The organism is Mesorhizobium hunchu (assembly GCF_040081975.1).
Classification (GTDB): Bacteria; Pseudomonadota; Alphaproteobacteria; order Rhizobiales; family Rhizobiaceae; genus Mesorhizobium; species Mesorhizobium hunchu.
Genome location: NZ_JBEBMG010000008.1, coordinates 1 through 14,851, shown reverse-complemented (window position 1 = coordinate 14,851; position 14,851 = coordinate 1). Strand labels below are relative to the sequence as shown.

General features: G+C 66.0%; 18 protein-coding genes. 10 read left to right on the top strand and 8 right to left on the bottom strand.

Features of this window, described 5'->3' with window-relative positions; all coding sequences use genetic code 11:
• Positions 1–117 precede the first annotated feature (117 nt).
• Together ABMA46_RS14905 and ABMA46_RS14900 are read left to right on the top strand one after the other, a co-directional pair.
• The gene (locus ABMA46_RS14905) at positions 118–735 is read left to right on the top strand and encodes a nucleoside triphosphate hydrolase (RefSeq protein ID WP_349000462.1); all 618 of its coding nucleotides are present in this window, start codon (positions 118–120) and stop codon (positions 733–735) included.
• Between the two features lie 106 nt (positions 736–841).
• Entirely contained in the window at positions 842–1,267 is a 426-nt protein-coding gene (locus ABMA46_RS14900; RefSeq protein ID WP_349000460.1) for a hypothetical protein, read from the top strand.
• Positions 1,268–1,304: 37 nt separating this feature from the next.
• On the opposite strand, the gene ABMA46_RS14895 is transcribed toward ABMA46_RS14900, so the two are convergent.
• The 4 genes from ABMA46_RS14895 to ABMA46_RS14880 form a co-directional block, all read right to left on the bottom strand.
• Positions 1,305–2,009: a glutathione S-transferase N-terminal domain-containing protein gene (locus ABMA46_RS14895; RefSeq protein WP_349000459.1), complete on the bottom strand. Its 705-nt coding sequence runs from the start codon at positions 2,007–2,009 to the stop codon at positions 1,305–1,307.
• 99 nt (positions 2,010–2,108) lie between these two features.
• Positions 2,109–3,317: a beta-ketoacyl-[acyl-carrier-protein] synthase family protein gene (locus ABMA46_RS14890; protein ID WP_349000457.1), complete on the bottom strand. Its 1,209-nt coding sequence runs from the start codon at positions 3,315–3,317 to the stop codon at positions 2,109–2,111.
• Positions 3,318–3,324: 7 nt separating this feature from the next.
• Positions 3,325–3,579, bottom strand: coding sequence for an acyl carrier protein (locus ABMA46_RS14885; RefSeq protein WP_349000456.1), 255 nt, complete (start codon positions 3,577–3,579; stop codon positions 3,325–3,327).
• 239 nt (positions 3,580–3,818) lie between these two features.
• The gene (locus ABMA46_RS14880) at positions 3,819–4,304 is read right to left on the bottom strand and encodes a hypothetical protein (RefSeq protein ID WP_349000455.1); all 486 of its coding nucleotides are present in this window, start codon (positions 4,302–4,304) and stop codon (positions 3,819–3,821) included.
• 125 nt (positions 4,305–4,429) lie between these two features.
• On the opposite strand from ABMA46_RS14880, the gene ABMA46_RS14875 reads away from it, so the two are divergent.
• The 4 genes from ABMA46_RS14875 (at position 4,430) to ABMA46_RS14860 (ending at position 6,757) form a co-directional block, all read left to right on the top strand.
• Positions 4,430–4,786, top strand: coding sequence for a GFA family protein (locus tag ABMA46_RS14875; protein WP_349000453.1), 357 nt, complete (start codon positions 4,430–4,432; stop codon positions 4,784–4,786).
• A 141-nt stretch (positions 4,787–4,927) separates the two neighbouring features.
• A complete protein-coding gene (locus ABMA46_RS14870; protein ID WP_349000451.1) occupies positions 4,928–5,521 on the top strand; it encodes a hypothetical protein in 594 nt (197 codons plus the stop codon).
• A gap of 33 nt (positions 5,522–5,554) precedes the next feature.
• Positions 5,555–6,157 (top strand): urease accessory protein UreE, encoded by a 603-nt coding sequence (locus ABMA46_RS14865; RefSeq protein ID WP_349000450.1) that lies wholly within the window; start codon positions 5,555–5,557, stop codon positions 6,155–6,157.
• Positions 6,158–6,316: 159 nt separating this feature from the next.
• Positions 6,317–6,757, top strand: a complete 441-nt coding sequence (locus ABMA46_RS14860) for a DUF3995 domain-containing protein (RefSeq protein ID WP_349000448.1) — start codon at positions 6,317–6,319, stop codon at positions 6,755–6,757.
• A gap of 136 nt (positions 6,758–6,893) precedes the next feature.
• On the opposite strand, the gene ABMA46_RS14855 is transcribed toward ABMA46_RS14860, so the two are convergent.
• Entirely contained in the window at positions 6,894–7,529 is a 636-nt protein-coding gene (locus tag ABMA46_RS14855) for an HAD family hydrolase (protein WP_349000446.1), read from the bottom strand.
• Between the two features lie 200 nt (positions 7,530–7,729).
• Here ABMA46_RS14855 and ABMA46_RS14850 point away from each other — a divergent pair, with 200 nt between their 5' ends.
• The 4 genes from ABMA46_RS14850 to ABMA46_RS14835 all read left to right on the top strand — a co-directional run bounded on the left by ABMA46_RS14850 (position 7,730) and on the right by ABMA46_RS14835 (position 11,766).
• Complete coding sequence (locus ABMA46_RS14850; RefSeq protein WP_349000444.1) at positions 7,730–8,686, top strand: sugar-binding transcriptional regulator; 957 nt, start codon at positions 7,730–7,732, stop codon at positions 8,684–8,686.
• A gap of 157 nt (positions 8,687–8,843) precedes the next feature.
• On the top strand, positions 8,844–9,638 hold the full coding sequence (locus ABMA46_RS14845) for an isocitrate lyase/PEP mutase family protein (protein ID WP_349000442.1): 795 nt from the start codon (positions 8,844–8,846) through the stop codon (positions 9,636–9,638).
• On the top strand, positions 9,635–10,636 hold the full coding sequence (locus tag ABMA46_RS14840; RefSeq protein ID WP_349000440.1) for a proline racemase family protein: 1,002 nt from the start codon (positions 9,635–9,637) through the stop codon (positions 10,634–10,636). Before ABMA46_RS14845 ends, ABMA46_RS14840 begins: the two co-directional genes overlap by 4 nt.
• Before the next feature lie 137 nt (positions 10,637–10,773).
• Entirely contained in the window at positions 10,774–11,766 is a 993-nt protein-coding gene (locus ABMA46_RS14835) for an adenosine kinase (RefSeq protein ID WP_349000439.1), read from the top strand.
• 243 nt (positions 11,767–12,009) lie between these two features.
• Here ABMA46_RS14835 and ABMA46_RS14830 read toward each other — a convergent pair whose 3' ends face one another.
• Genes ABMA46_RS14830 through ABMA46_RS14820 form a run of 3 tightly spaced genes read right to left on the bottom strand, consistent with a single transcriptional unit; the run spans position 12,010 to position 14,555 of the window.
• Positions 12,010–13,011, bottom strand: coding sequence for an Ldh family oxidoreductase (locus tag ABMA46_RS14830; protein ID WP_349000437.1), 1,002 nt, complete (start codon positions 13,009–13,011; stop codon positions 12,010–12,012).
• Between the two features lie 39 nt (positions 13,012–13,050).
• The gene (locus ABMA46_RS14825) at positions 13,051–13,860 is read right to left on the bottom strand and encodes an ABC transporter permease (RefSeq protein WP_349000435.1); all 810 of its coding nucleotides are present in this window, start codon (positions 13,858–13,860) and stop codon (positions 13,051–13,053) included.
• On the bottom strand, positions 13,857–14,555 hold the full coding sequence (locus ABMA46_RS14820) for an ABC transporter permease (RefSeq protein WP_425475760.1): 699 nt from the start codon (positions 14,553–14,555) through the stop codon (positions 13,857–13,859). Before ABMA46_RS14820 ends, ABMA46_RS14825 begins: the two co-directional genes overlap by 4 nt.
• Positions 14,556–14,851: the final 296 nt, after the last annotated feature.

Sequence of the window (14,851 nt, the reverse complement as noted above, 5' to 3'; positions counted from 1 at the left end):
GTGGGGGTGCGCGACGGCGGAATCGGGCAAACGCCCATGCGGTTTCGGAAGACATGAAATCCGCCATTTGAACTTCCGGCCGCGCCAAGACAGAATGGCGCGAGCGGAGACGATGCCATGTCAGAGATCGCCCATATCGCAGCAGCCATCTTCAAGCGCGCCGGCAAGGCCGGACGTTTCGTGGTCGCCATCGCCGGGCCGCCAGGGGCAGGCAAGTCGACCCTGTCGGCCGCCTTGCGCGACGTGCTGCCCGAAGGCAGCGCCGAAGTCGTTGCGATGGACGGCTTCCATTTCGACGACATCATCCTCGAGCGGCGCGGATTGCGCGGGCGCAAGGGGGCGCCCGAGACCTTCGATTTCGCCGGCTTCGAGACGCTGATGAAACGCATCCACGCCGGCGAGCCGGATATCGCCATCCCGGTCTTCGACCGCAACATGGAGCTGTCCCGCGCCGCCGCCGAGGTCGTCGGCTCCGATACCCGCTTCATCCTGGTCGAGGGCAATTACCTTCTGCTCGACGAGGACCCCTGGTCGCGGCTCGCGCCGCTTTTCGACTTCACCATCTTCATCGACGTGCCGCGCGCGGAACTGGAACGGCGGCTGCGGCAACGCTGGCACGATCACGGCAAGAGCGAGGCCGACGCGCTTGCCTGGATCGCCTCGAACGACCTGCCCAACATCGAACGGGTTCTGGCCCGGCGGCGCGAGGCCGACCTGATTGTGGAAGATGGCTGATCTATATCCAGAACCGGTGAACGCTTCCTGGAGATATGCGTCAGGAACCTCGGCCGCCTCGAATCGTTATCGCGAAGCGGCGATTTTGCCCGAACGAGGGACTCCGATGGCAAGCACGACGAAGAAACCCGCCCCCGGCGCAGGCAAGAGCGCCTCCAAGGCGACCAAGAGCGGCTCCGCCAAAACGAAGGCTGCCAAGATGACACAGGCGAAGGCCGGCGCGGGTCCGGCCATAGCGGAACGTTCCAAGGACGCGAAGCCGGCTTTCGGCAAGGCCGCGCCGAAGAAGGTCAGCCCGGCTGCCGTCAAGGCTGCGCCCAGGATCACCGCGAAGGCAGACGGCGGCAAGTCCGTGGGCAAGGCTCCCGCCGCCAGGGTGGGCTCGGGTGACGATTCCATCGGTACGAAAGTGGCGCGCGGCGCGAAAGCCGCAGTGAACGTCGCCGCCGGCGCCGTCGTGGTCGCGGCAAAGGGAGCGGCGTCGCTGGCCTCCTCCGTCAAGGGACCGAAGGACCGTTCAAAGCCGAAATAGGCCGCCGCTCAAGATTGGCGAGCCAGGTTGTGGCAGATCAGGGTTTTGCCGGGATGGCCAGCCCACGCTGGACGGCAGGACGCGCCAGGCCACGTTCCAGCCATGCAGCGACTTTCGGAAAATCGTCGAAGCCGACCAGGTCGCGCGCCTCGTAGAAGCCGATCAGGTTGCGCACCCAGCCGAGCATCGAAACGTCGGCGATGGTGTAGTCGTCTCCCATGATCCAGTCGCGGCCATCTAGGCGGCCGTCCAGAACGCCGATGAGCCGGCGCGACTCCTTGCGGTAACGGTCCAGCGGCCGCTTGTCGGCGATCTCGCGGCCGGCGAACTTGTGGAAGAACCCCAGCTGGCCGAACATCGGTCCGATGAAGGCCATCTGGAAGAACACCCATTGGATGGTCTCGTAGCGCCCAGCCGCGTCGCCCGGGAGAAGCTTGCCCGTCTTCTCGGCCAGATAGAGCAGGATCGCCCCGGATTCGAACAAAGCGAGCGGCTTGCCGCCCGGGCCTTCGGGATCAAGGATCGCCGGGATCTTGCCATTGGGATTGAGCGCCAGGAATTCGGGCGTCCAGCTCTCGTCCTTGCCGATGTCGATGTAGTGCGCCTCGTAGGGCAGGCCGATCTCCTCCAGCATGATCGATGCCTTCACGCCGTTCGGCGTGGGCGCCGAATAGAGCTGCAGGCGGTCGGGATGCCGTACCGGCCAGCGCTTCGTGATCGGAAAGTCGGAAAAGTCGGTCATCTGGCGGTCCTTGGAAAAGGGTAATCGGCACTCAAGGCGGGACGCAGAAGCTAAGGCGGCGACTGGTCCCCTTCAAGAGAGGCAATCGACGACGATCGCTCAAACCGCCCTGAACGCCAGCACGGCGTTGGTGCCGCCGAAGGCGAAGGCGTTGCTCAGCGCCGTCCGCACCGGCCGCTCGCGCGCAACGTTCGGCGTCACGTCGAGGTCGCATTCGGGGTCGGGCTCGCGATAGTTGGCCGTGGGCGGAACCAGTCCGTCGCGCATCGCCATGACGCAGGCGATCATCTCCAGCCCGCCAGACGCGCCCATGCAATGGGCGTGCATCGACTTGGTCGAGGACACCGACAGCTTGTAGGCATGATCGCCGAAAACCCGCTTGATCGCCGCCGTCTCGATCTGGTCGTTGGCCTTGGTGCCGGTGCCGTGCGCGTTGACATAGTCGACGTCCTCGGGATTGAACCCGGCGTCGGCCAGGCAGGCCATCATCGCCGCGGCCGGCCCGTCGACCGTCGGTGCGACGATATCGGTGGCGTCTCCCGACATGCCGGCGCCTGCAAGCTCGGCCAGGATCGACGCGCCCCGCGCCGTCGCATGTTCATAGGTTTCCAGCACCGCCATGCCGGCGCCTTCACCGATCACCAGCCCGTCCCGGTCGGCGGAGAAGGGCCGGCAGGTTTCCCTGGCGAGCGCCCGAAGTGCCTCCCACCCCTTCAGCACGCCATAGACAAGCGGCGCGTCGGTGCCGCCGGCCAGCATGGCGTCGGCGCGGCCGAGCCTGATCTGGTCTGCGGCCAGCGCGATCGCGTGATTGGCCGAAGCGCAGGCGGAGGTGACGCCGAACACCGGCCCGCGCAGGCGATAGTTCATGCTGACCTGTCCAGCCGGGGCTCCGGGCATGATGCGCGGGACGGAGAACACGTCGGCGCGGCCGCGCCCCTCGATGAACAGCCCGCGATAATTCTCCTCTGTCGTCCGGGCGCCGAAGATGCCGGTTCCGACCACGGATCCGACGCGCCTTTCATTGTCTTCGGAGACGGTCAGGCCGGACTGGCTGATCGCCTCGCCCGCCGCAATGACGGCCAGCAGGCTGAAGCGGTCCATGGTGACGAGCCGCTTGCGATCGATGCCGTGCTCCGGCAGGGCCTTGATTTCTGCGCCGACGCGGACCTTGAGTTCATGCAGGGGCGTCGTGGTGATTTCGCCTATGGCCGAGCGGCCGGCCCGCATCTCCCGCCAGATGGCGTCGACGTCGACGCCCAGGCCGCAAATGCCGCCGAGGCCGGTGATGACGACGCGCCGGCGCATGGGCGGCTCAGGCTTTCTTGGCGATCAGGGCGCGTACCGCTTCGACGATGTCGCCGACGTTCTTCAGATTGCTCCAGGCATCGACCGTGTTCATCTCGATCTCGATGCCGTAGGCCTCTTCGAGGTCGAAGATGATCTCGGTGAGTTCCAGCGAATGAATGCCCAGCGCTGACAGTTCCGTGCTCGTGGTGATCTCCTGGCCGCCGTTCTCGGCATGCGCTGCGATCTTCGCGATGATGTCCCGTGCCAGTTCGTCAGCCATTCGCTCCCTTTCCGACGCAAACTTCCTGTCGATGACGCGCTGGCGCCCCGCCTCCATTCCCGTTCCGGATCGGGCGTCCCCCTCGACGCTGCATCCGGCAGGCCAGTCCTGTATAGAAACCGAAATCCCGGCAGGCAAGTCCGCGAAAGCCTATCGGTCGCTTTCCGGCAAACGCAGGCCAAGGGTGCCGCCGGCAGGCGACAAAAGCAGTGAAGCGGCAGACCCCACCTTCGCGGCCGTTACGGAGTCGGCTTCGCGGCGGCGTAGACAACCACCTTCCGCGCCCCGTCCTCGAACTCGACGGCAAGCACGTCACCCATCAGCACACGGCGCGAATCGATGGCGTGATAGAGCAGCGCATTGGCCTCGATCTCCTGGCGAAGTTCGGCGACTTCGTCGCGATGCTCCTCGATCTTCTCGGCGATGCGCGGCGGCGGGCCGCCTTCGCTGCGCGCGGTGTCGCTGAGGAAGACGATATCGACCTGATCGACATTCGAGGTCTTGCGGACGGTGCCGATATTGTCCGCCGTCCGGTCGATCGCCGCCAGCACCCTGCCCTCTTTCGCCGAGGCCGTCGCTTCGTCTTGCTTGACGTCGGAGCCGACGATGTTGTCGACCGTCTTGCCGTCGAGGCTCTGCGCGACCGCCGAGGTGACGCCAACCGGCGCTGCGCTGGCAGCGGCCAGCACGATCGCTGTGAGAATTCGTCTTGCGGTGGCGGTCAAGAATCTGCTCCTTTCGCTCGCCGGGTAATACATCCGTGCGTTCGGGGAAAAAACGGCCTGTCGCCGGCATGGTTCCTGAGCGATCATGCCGACGACTGTGACGATCGATTGACGAGGAGGAAAAGATGGTCGCCAAAGCCTATTCGGGAAGCTGCCAGTGCGGCGCGGTCCGCTACGAAGCGACAGTCGATCTCGACGAGACCGTCAGCTGCAACTGCTCGCGCTGCGGCCGGCTGGGCTCGATCCTGGCCTTCACGCCGGAAGACCGTTTCGAGCTCATGTCAGGCGAAGGCGAACTGACGGAATATCTGTTCAACCGCAACACCATCCATCACCTTTTCTGCAAGGTCTGCGGCATCCAGTCGTTCGCCCGCGCGACGACGCCGGACGGCAGGAAGATGGTCGCCGTCAACGCCCGCACCCTCGAAGGGGTCGACCCCGACGCGCTCGATCCGAAGAAAGTCGACGGCAAAAGCTTCTAGGAGTTCCCGACCGGTCCGCACCGCGATGGAAACACCCGCGCCGGTATCGGCAGGCGCTCGACGGTGCCGATGGCGCGGCGGTTTTTTCTGTTCTAATGTCCGCTTGACCAACAATATCGCCAGCGACGGCGATCTCGACGCATGGACCAAGCGCCCCTCTCCGCCCACGACATCTTCCCGCATATCCGCATCGTCATGGGCATGGTGATCGGCCTCGGCGTCACGCGGCTGCTCTCGGGCGTGGCGCGCATCATCCAGCATCCCAGACAATATCCGCTCTATCCAATCCATCTCGCCTGGGTGGCGATGCTGCTGCTGATGCTGGTGCATTTCTGGTGGTGGGAGATCGACCTCTACGTCGTCACCGACTGGACGTTCGGCAAATACGTCTTCGTCGTCTTCTACGCCATCACGCTGTTCCTGATGTGCGCGCTGCTGTTTCCCGACTCCATGCTGGACTATCGCGGCTACGAGGAATTCTTCTACGCGCGGCGGGCCTGGTTCTTCGGCCTGCTGGCGCTGACCTACCTGCTCGATATCGTCGATACCCTGCTGAAGGGCCGGGACTATTTCGCTCGCTTCGATAACGAATACTGGATGCGCACGCCGGTCATGGTGGCGCTGTGCATCGCGGCCATCGCCGTTCGCGACTGGCGCTATCACGCCCTGTTCGTGACGGGCGCGCTGATCTACCAGATTTCGTGGATATTCCGGCTTTTCGACACCATCATCTGAACCGCGGCGACCGGACCGCCCGAGGAGTTCCCCTTGAAATTCACCATGCAGACCGACTTCACCAAGTTCCCGCGCGCGACATCGATGCTGCGCGCCGCCGAGGCGGACGGCACCGCGCCCGCCGGCCGCGCCATTCTCGCGCATGACGAGCGGCACCTGCGCCGGCGCGCGCTGCCGCTGGAAAACGGCGAGCGCATCCTCGTCGATCTCACCGAACCGGCGACGCTCGGCCAAGGCGACCGGCTGGTGCTGGAAGACGGGCGGCAGGTCGAGATCGTGGCCGCGGAGGAAGAGGTGCTGGAGGTGCGCGCCGGCGACGCCGTCCATCTGGCCGAACTCGCCTGGCACGTCGGTAACCGGCATCTCGCGGCGGCGATCTTCGCCGATCGCATCCTGATACTGCGCGATCATCCCAAGGAAATGATGGCCATCAAGGCTATGCTGGAAGGACTGGGCGCCGAGGTGAATGAAACCACCACGCCTTTCGAGCCGTTGCGCCGCATCCATTCAGAGCACGACCACGGACATGGGCACGATCATGGGCACGGGCACCATGACCATCGTCATGGAGACGGCGAGCGCGATGCGCACGGCCGCCTGCCGGGGGACCCGCATTACGGACACAACCATGCCTGAGGCCGCGGGCCAAGCACGACCGAAGCTGCACGCGCTACCTCCCGAATCCGTTACAGGCGGTCGTCAGGTTCTGACTGCCGGAGGGGACGGAAACGAGCTATCCTTGTCGCCGTGATGGCGGCGATGCTCCGCAATACGATATTCGAGATTGTTCCGTTCATGACCGCACTCGCCTACGCCCTGTCCACGATCCTGCTCCTGATCACCGCGCTGCACGTCTACTGGGCGATCGGCGGCGTCTGGCCGGGGCGCGACCCGGCGTCCTGCGCGCGTGCCGTCGTCGGCTTCAAGGACGTTGAGGAGATGCCCTCGCCCGCTGCGGCCTTCGCGGTGGCCGCCTGCCTGGCGCTCGCCACGCTGTGGCCGGTGGCGCTGGAAGGCGTCTTCGCCACGCCGTTCGCACAGCCGGGGCTGGCGGCCACCGCCGTGCTGATCGGCCTCGTTTTCCTTGGGCGCGGCCTTGCCGGCTTCACGCCGTGGTGGCGGGCGCTTGCGCCCCAGCAGCCTTTCGCGCGGCTGGACATGCGTCTCTATTCGCCGCTCTGCCTCCTGATAGGCATCGGCTTCATCATTCTCGGTATTGAAGGGTTTTCTCCCTGACTCGGCCGGACGGACCGCCCGCATTGGCGATCCGGCGGCGACAGCAGGGACTGGAGGCGGTGTCGATCATGCCGGAGAGCGAAGGGAGACTACGGCCTCGACTATGGCGCAGCGGTTCCGTCTTCGAGACCCCGCCTCAAAGGCCCAGCATGGCCCTCAGTTGTTCGGCGCTGTCGGCGACGAGAGCGCCGTCGGGACCCTTCATGCCGGAACGCTCGGGCCAGAACACGGTCTTCATCCCGGCGGCGAGGCCCGCGCTCGCCCCGGTAACGCTGTCGTCGATCGCAACGGCGTCGGCCGGATCGACGCCGACGAGCCATGCGGCGCGCAGGAACGGTTCGGGATGCGGCTTGCCCTCCCGTACATCGTTGCGGCTGACGGTCTTCATGCCGGCATAGGACAGGCTGACGGCGCGCAGATTGGCGTCGACGATCAACCGATCCGAATTGGAGACGACCGCCTGCGCGACGCCGCGCGCCTTCAGTTCGCGGAAAATCTCGAGCGCGCCCGGTCTCGGTTTCAGACCATCCACATGGGAAAGGTAATAATCGTATTTGAGCGCGATCCAGCGGTCGAACGGCATGTCCAGGCCGAACTCGTCGCGCATCATTGCGTAGACGCAGGCGGCGGTCTGGCCGAGAACGCGCGCGTGCAGATCGGACGGCGGCGTCAGGCCGACGCTCCGCATGGCCGAAACGAGGGCAGCGTCGTGCAGCGGCTCGCTGTCGGTCAGCGTCCCGTCCATGTCCCAGAAAACGGCTCTCGGCGTCATCGCAACTCCCTTGGGCCGCTCCTCCTGGAGCAGCTCATTCTCTACACCGTCTCATAGAGCATTCGCGCGGCGAATTGAAACAGCTCTTGCGCGCCTCGGCAAAAACCCGATACCCGATCCATGCGAACAATTGCCCTTTTGGATAGACAATTGCGCATTCCAGCATTTGCTGCGAAATAGGCGCTGGAGGATAAAGCGGCATGAACGCACGCCAGGACAGCACAAGCACGCGGCGCGACGAAGCCGCCCGCGCCGGTTGGCTCTATTACGTCGCCGGCAATACGCAGGACCAGATCGCCGCCAAGCTCGGCATTTCGCGACAGACCGCGCAAAGGCTGGTGTCGCTGGCCATGTCGGAAGGATTGATCCGCGTACGTGTCGATCATCCGATCGCCAACTGCATGGACCTCGCCGAGCGGCTGCGCACGCGTTTTTCGCTCGCCATGGCGGAGGTGGTGCCCTCCGACCCAGGCTCGTCCTCGACCACGACCGGCGTCGCGGAAGCAGCCGCGGCGGAGATCGAGCGCTGGCTGCGCAAGCCCGAGCCGGTCGTGCTCGCCATCGGCACCGGCCGCACACTGAAGACGGCGATCGAACAACTGCCGCCGATGGAATGCCCACAGCACAAGGTCGTGTCGCTGACGGGCAACATCTCTCCGGACGGTTCGGCCGCCTTCTACAACGTCATCTTCACCATGGCCGACCGCATCAAGGCGCGATCCTTCCCGATGCCGCTGCCGGTGATCGCCTCCTCCCGCCAGGAGCGTGATGCGTTGCTTGCCCAACCGATGATCCAGCCGACCCTAGAACTGGCCGCACGGGCCGATGTTGCTTTCGTCGGCATCGGCGATCTCGGGCCGAAGGCGCCGCTCTACGAGGACGGCTTCATTTCGGAAAGCGAGCTGAAAGAGCTGCAGAAGGCCGGCGCGATCGCCGAGATCATCGGTCGGGTTTACGATCGCGAGGGCCGGCTGATCGAGAACATGACCAACGAACGGGTTGCTTCCGCACCATTGCCGTCACGCGAGAAATCGCTGGTGGTCGCGCTGGCGATGGGCGAGCGCAAGCTCCCTGGCATCCTCGCAGCAGTCAGGCGTCATCTGGTCAACGGGTTGATCACCGACGAGCGGACCGCCGAGGCGCTGCTCGCGGCCTGACATCGAAAGCGCCGATGCCGCGCTTGGCAGCGGTCCTGTTTTGACAGGAGCGTGATCTGAGCCAATGGCATTCGTTTGCACGGCCGGAGGCCGGCGTCTAACCTAGGAACGACCGCGTTTCGACGCACCCGAAGAGGATGACGACAGGAGCCGTTTCATGGACGAGGGCAAAGCCTTTCGCGATCTCCATGCCGCGACGTTCGTGATGCCGAATCCGTCCGATATCGGCACGGCGCTTTGGCTGGAGAAGGCAGGATTCAAGGCGCTGGCGACCAGCAGCGCGGGCTTTGCCTTCTCACAGGGCCTCGCCGACGGCGCGGTCGGCTTCGAGGCGATGATCGCCCATTGCAAGGACATGGCGGCCGCGGTCGGCGTGCCTGTGTCCGCCGATCTCGAAAAGGGCAAAGGCGACAGCGCGACAAGTGCTGCCGAAACCATCTTCGCGGCCGAAGCTGCGGGCCTCGCCGGCTGCTCGATCGAGGATTTCTCCGGAGACGACGGCAGGCCGATCTACGATTTTTCGCATGCCGTCGAGCGTGTCGCGGCGGCGGTGGAGGCGGCGCGCTCGCTGAAGCGCGATTTCGTCTTCACCGCGCGCGCCGAGAATTTCCTGCACGGCCGCGCCGATATCGACGACACGATCCGGCGCCTTCAGGCTTTCGACAAGGCGGGCGCGGACGTGCTGTTCGCGCCAGGCATCGCCGACGAGGCGACGCTTGCCACGATCTGCCAAGCGGTCGGCAAGCCGGTCAGCGTGATCGCGCCGCGCGACGCCTCGATCGATCGGCTGGCGAAGGCCGGCATCAAGCGCATCTCGCTCGGGCCGCGGCTGACGCAGGCGATGTTCGGCGCCGTCAACCGCGCGGCCCGGGAAATCCTCGACCGCGGAACCTTCACCTTCATGGACGATGCGCTCCCGTTCGGCGAGCTTCAGGGCCTGTTCTCCAGATGATGGCCCCGCTGACCGTCACCGACATGCACACCGGCGGCGAGCCGGTGCGGATCGTCACCGGCGTCTATCCGCCGATCCCCAAGGGCACGATCCTTCAAAAGCGCGCCTATGTGAGAGACAATCTCGACCATCTGCGCAGGCTGCTGATGTTCGAGCCGCGCGGGCATTACGACATGTACGGCGCGCTGCTGGTCGAGCCGGACCTGCCGGGCGCCGACCTCGCCGTGCTGTTCATGCACAATGAAGGCTATTCGACCATGTGCGGCCATGCCGTCATCGCGCTCGGCCGCTATGCGGTGGACCAGGGGCTGGTGCAAGCCGTCGAGCCGGTGACGACCGTCAACATCGAGGCGCCGTGCGGCCTTGTCGTCGCCTCCGTCGAGATAAAGGACGGCAGGGCGGCCTCTGTGTCGTTCGAGAGCGTGCCGGCCTTCCTGTTCGCCGGCGACAGGACCGTCGATCTTCCAGGCCACGGCGCCATCCGTTTCGACATGGCCTATGGCGGCGCGTTCTACGCGCTGGCCGACTGCCGGCAGTTCGGGCTGGCGTTCGGCCGCGACAGGGTGCGCGACTTCGTCGATGCGGCGACGGCGCTGACCGAGGCGCTGAAGGCCGGGTTCCCGCTGTCGCATCCCGACCATGCCGACCTCGCCTTCCTCTACGGCTCCATCCTGACCGACGGCGGCGACGGCAAGGGTGAGCCGACCCGAAACGTCTGCGTCTTCGCCGACGCCGAGGTGGACAGGTCCCCGACAGGCTCGGGAGTCACCGCGCGGCTGGCGGCCATGCATGCCAAGGGCGAGATCAAGATCGGCGAGACCCGCGCCTTCGAGAGCATAGCCGGCTCCCTCTTCACCGGGTCGGTGGCACGCCAGACAAAAGCCGGCGACCGCGAGGCGATCGTCGCGCGCGTCGGCGGCCGCGCCTTCTATTCGGGCAAGGCCGAGTTCACGCTGGAGGACGGCGACGACCTCGGCATGGGTTTCCTGCTGCGGTAATCCCGAGGGTTGCAAAAGCGGATGGAGCGGCTAGAACCGCTCGCGGCCGGCGCAACGCCGGCCAGCTCTTTGTCCATCGCATTTCCTCCACGCGAACCGACGTTCACTTCGCCCGAAAATGCCCTAAAGGAAGCCGAATGAGCCAATACGACGTCCTGTGCATCGGCAACGCCATCGTCGACATCATCGCCCAGTGCGACGAGGGTTTCCTGGAAACCAACGGCATCATCAAGGCCGCGATGAACCTGATCGACGCGCAGCGCGCCGAACTGCTCTATTCGCGCATGGGGCCGGCGCTGGAGGCTTCTGGCGGATCGGCGGGAAACACGGCCGCCGGCGTCGCCTCCTTCGGCGGGCGCGCGGCCTATTTCGGCAAAGTCTCGAAGGATCATCTCGGCGACATCTACACGCACGACATCCGCGCGCAGGGCGTGGCCTTCGACACCAGGCCGCTGGATGGAGAACCGCCGACGGCGCGCTCGATGATCTTCGTCACGCCGGACGGCGAGCGCTCGATGAACACCTATCTCGGCGCCTGCGTGGAGCTCGGGCCGGAGGACGTCGAGCCGTCCAAGGTGGAAGGCGCCGCCGTCACCTATTTCGAGGGCTATCTGTGGGATCCACCGCGCGCCAAGGAGGCGATCCGCCAGGCCGCCGCCATCGCCCACGCGGCCGGTCGCGAGGTTTCCATGACGCTGTCGGATTCCTTCTGCGTCGACCGCTACCGCGAGGAATTCCTCGAGCTGATGCGCTCGGGCACGGTGGACATCGTCTTCGCCAATTCGCACGAGATCAAGTCGCTCTACCAGACCACGTCATTCGACGAGGCGCTGGCCGCCATCCGCAAGGATTGCAGGCTGGCAGCCGTGACGCGATCGGAAAAGGGATCGGTGATCGTGCGCGGCGACGAGACCGTCGCCATCGAGGCGACCGCGATCCGCGAATTGGTCGACACGACTGGCGCGGGCGACCTCTATGCCGCCGGCTTCCTGCACGGCTATACGCAAGGACTGGACCTCAAGACCTGTGGCAACCTCGGGTCGCTGGCCGCCGGCCTCGTCATCCAGCAGGTCGGCCCGCGCCCGCGCCAGAATCTCAGGCAGGAAGCGATGAAGGCGGGGCTGCTGTAGTTTTCACGCAACGCATCTGTGTCCCCGCTGGACCATGCTTGCAGTTCTCGGCACGACACGAACGGCGGCGCCCCCCTAACCCCTCCCATCAAGGGGGAGGGGGAGACTCCGACATCGCCGTTTCCTCCAAAATTGCAGACATGGGTGGTTGCGACGCTGCCCTAAAGTGCCCTCCCTTGAGGGGAGGGGTTAGGGGTGGGAGTGCGCAGCGGTCGGCTTCGCGAAGGATTCGAACTAAAAGCCTCACCCGCCATAGCGCGACGCATAGTCCGAAATCCGCTGCACCACCTCGCGTGAGACCGTGACGCCGTGCGCCGCAGCCTGCTCGGCTGCCTCGGCACCGGCGCGGCCGGGACTATGGACGCCGTAGCGGCGCCTCAACCGCTCGACCTGCTCGCCGGCGCGGCGCTCGAAATCGGGATCGAGCAGTTTCGGCTCGATGGCGACGACGAAAAGCCCAGTGCCAGGATTTTCGGCCCCTTGCATGAAGGACGGCGCGTCGAGCGACCAGTTGGCGCCGGTCACGCCCGCCGCCAGCATCTCCACCATCAGCGCGATATTGGCGCCCCGGTTGCCGCCGAAGGCGAGCAACGCGCCCTTCATGGCGGCGGCAGGGTCGGTAGTCGGGTTGCCGGACGCGTCGAGCGCCCAGCCTTCGGGGATGGGATCGCCGTCCTCGGCCGCCTTGCGGATATTGACGAAAGCGGTGGCGCTGGAGGCCTGGTCGATGACCAGCGGCGGGCCATCGCCCAGGGGAGCGGCGAAGGATAGCGGATTGGTGCAGTAGACCGGCTTGATCGAGCCCGCGCCGGCCATCAGCGCCGGGCCGTTGGTGGCCGCGAGCGCCACCAGTCCGCGTTCCGCCAGCCGCCTCGTGAACCAGCCCAGCGCTCCGCAGGTATAGGCGTTCTTCTGCGCGAAGATCGCCACGCCGAACAGCTTTGCCGCCTTGGCGAAGTCGTCGAACGCACGGTCGAAACCTGTATGTGCCGCGCCGCCTTTCGCGTCCGACGCGAACATGGTGAGCGCCGGGCGCGTGACGACCGGCTCGGCCCTACCGTCGATGCGGCCGTCCTCCAGCGCCTCGAGGTAATCGAGGAAGTGCGACAGGCCGAGCGCTGTGCTGCCCTCCGCCTCGGCGGCCACGGCGGAAGCGGCGAGCGCCGCCGCCGTCTCCTCGCCGGCGCCGGCACCCAATGCGGCCATGCGGCAGAGCCCGGAAATCTGGTCGAGACTGAGTTGCATTGTTTCGATCCCGAAATCGAAACCCGCTCCGGAACTGTTTTAGCCGATCCGCGTCGGGATACGGGCCTCCAGCCGGCGGAACAGGAAGACGATGACCCCGGTGATGGCCATATAGACCGCGGCCAGCAGCAGCAAGGGTTCGTAGGTGACGAACAGGTCCTGCCGCACCCGCGAGGCGACCGCATAGATGTCGATCATGGTGATGGTCGCCACCAGTGGCGTGGCCTTCAGTTGCAGCACCGTCTCGCCGGCCAGCGTCGGCAGGGCGCGGTGCAGGGCCTGTGGCAGCCAGATGCGGCGGAAGGCGGTGAAACGGCTCATGCCGAAGGCGCGAGCGGCCTCCAACTGCCCGCGCGGCACACCGGCGAAAGCGCCGCGCATCACCTCGCCCTCGTAGCCGGCGTAGGACAAGGTCAGCGACAAGACGCCGTAGGGCCACGCCTGCCTCAGATACGGCCAAGCCCAAGATTCGCGGATCCAGGGGAATTGCGGAAACAGCGAACCGAGGCCGTAATAGAGCAGCCAAAGCTGCAGCAGCAGGGGCGTGCCGCGGATGATGGTGCAGAACGTCTTCGCCGGCGCGGAAAGCCAGACCGGCCCGGCCGCCTGCGCGAGCCCCAGCGGAACGGCGAGCAGGATGCCGAGCGCCGAGGTGACCACCAATAACCAGATCGTGCGCCAGATGCCCTGTATCGCCAACGGCAGGTATTGCGGCAGCCAATCCCAGCGCAGGAAGAAGGCGGATCCCAGCACGATCGCCAGCGCGATCAGTATGAGCACGACACGATGCGGCTTCAGCCAGTTTGCGCGGCGCTTCGGCGGCGTGACGTTCATGAGGGCGTCGGTCATCGCGCGCCTTCCGCCACCGAGGGCATGCCGCGCCGCGCCCAGCGCTCGATGCGGCCGATGATGGTGTTCGAGAACAGCGTCAGCGCCAGGTAGATGGCGCCCGCCGCCATGAAGAAGGTAAAGTAGGCCTTGGTGGCGCCGGCGGCGGTACGCGTCACCTGCGTCAGTTCGTTGACGCCGACGATGGCCAGCAGCGCGGTGTCCTTGGTGGCGATGAGCCACAGATTGGCAAGACCCGGTATGGCGAAGGGCAGCATGGCCGGCAACGTGATGCGGCGCATCAGCAGTCCCGGCGACATGCCATAGGCGCGCGCGGCCTCGATCTGGCCCTGCGGGATGGCGAGGATCGCGCCGCGCAGCACCTCGGTCGAATAGGCGCCTTGCACGACGCCGAGCACGAAGATGCCGGCCGCGACGCCGTTGACGTCGGTCGCAGCGTAGCCGAAGGCGACAAGCGCCCGGTTGAGAAGGTCGGTGCCGGCGAAATAAAGCAGCAGGATCAGCACCAGTTCCGGCACCGCGCGCACGATGGTGGTGTAGACGGCCGCCAGATCGCGCGCGACGGGGCCGCCATAGAGCTTGCACCAGGCTCCGCAGATGCCGATGGCCAGACCGAGCACGGTGGCGCCGACGGCGATCATCACCGAGTTGAGGAAGCCGGCCAGCAGGAAGGCGCCGCGGCCGGGCGGATGCAAAGCCAGCAGGCTCAGCGTGCTGTCGCCGAAGACGGAAGCCACGAGGTCGGTCAGGTCAGTCGCCCTCCCTGGCTGGCTGGATGAGCGGCGCGCACCCCCATCCCCTTGTAACTTGTCGTGTGCCGCATCTGCTAAGATTGGGGAAGCGGTGGCGCACGAGAGGCCGCGGACCCTTTGGGCGGCAGAGCCCGGTGGGGAGCAGGGGTCGTCGTGCGCCGTTCCATCGAACCCGAACAGTCGCCTGGGCCGCAAGCGAAGCCCGATTAGGCAAGGATGGGACAGGATGGACGCTTTCG

What these genes read in the sequence shown, in the direction of transcription:
- ABMA46_RS14900 (WP_349000460.1), top strand. Translation starts at nt 842, where the DNA reads ATGGCAAGCACGACGAAGAAACCCGCCCCCGGCGCAGGCAAGAGCGCC.
- ABMA46_RS14895 (WP_349000459.1), bottom strand. Translation starts at nt 2,009, where the DNA reads ATGACCGACTTTTCCGACTTTCCGATCACGAAGCGCTGGCCGGTACGG.
- ABMA46_RS14845 (WP_349000442.1), top strand. Translation starts at nt 8,844, where the DNA reads ATGGACGAGGGCAAAGCCTTTCGCGATCTCCATGCCGCGACGTTCGTG.
- ABMA46_RS14885 (WP_349000456.1), bottom strand. Translation starts at nt 3,579, where the DNA reads ATGGCTGACGAACTGGCACGGGACATCATCGCGAAGATCGCAGCGCAT.
- ABMA46_RS14835 (WP_349000439.1), top strand. Translation starts at nt 10,774, where the DNA reads ATGAGCCAATACGACGTCCTGTGCATCGGCAACGCCATCGTCGACATC.
- ABMA46_RS14850 (WP_349000444.1), top strand. Translation starts at nt 7,730, where the DNA reads ATGAACGCACGCCAGGACAGCACAAGCACGCGGCGCGACGAAGCCGCC.
- ABMA46_RS14860 (WP_349000448.1), top strand. Translation starts at nt 6,317, where the DNA reads ATGACCGCACTCGCCTACGCCCTGTCCACGATCCTGCTCCTGATCACC.
- ABMA46_RS14875 (WP_349000453.1), top strand. Translation starts at nt 4,430, where the DNA reads ATGGTCGCCAAAGCCTATTCGGGAAGCTGCCAGTGCGGCGCGGTCCGC.
- ABMA46_RS14870 (WP_349000451.1), top strand. Translation starts at nt 4,928, where the DNA reads ATGGACCAAGCGCCCCTCTCCGCCCACGACATCTTCCCGCATATCCGC.
- ABMA46_RS14855 (WP_349000446.1), bottom strand. Translation starts at nt 7,529, where the DNA reads ATGACGCCGAGAGCCGTTTTCTGGGACATGGACGGGACGCTGACCGAC.
- ABMA46_RS14840 (WP_349000440.1), top strand. Translation starts at nt 9,635, where the DNA reads ATGATGGCCCCGCTGACCGTCACCGACATGCACACCGGCGGCGAGCCG.
- ABMA46_RS14825 (WP_349000435.1), bottom strand. Translation starts at nt 13,860, where the DNA reads ATGACCGACGCCCTCATGAACGTCACGCCGCCGAAGCGCCGCGCAAAC.
- ABMA46_RS14905 (WP_349000462.1), top strand. Translation starts at nt 118, where the DNA reads ATGTCAGAGATCGCCCATATCGCAGCAGCCATCTTCAAGCGCGCCGGC.
- ABMA46_RS14830 (WP_349000437.1), bottom strand. Translation starts at nt 13,011, where the DNA reads ATGCAACTCAGTCTCGACCAGATTTCCGGGCTCTGCCGCATGGCCGCA.
- ABMA46_RS14890 (WP_349000457.1), bottom strand. Translation starts at nt 3,317, where the DNA reads ATGCGCCGGCGCGTCGTCATCACCGGCCTCGGCGGCATTTGCGGCCTG.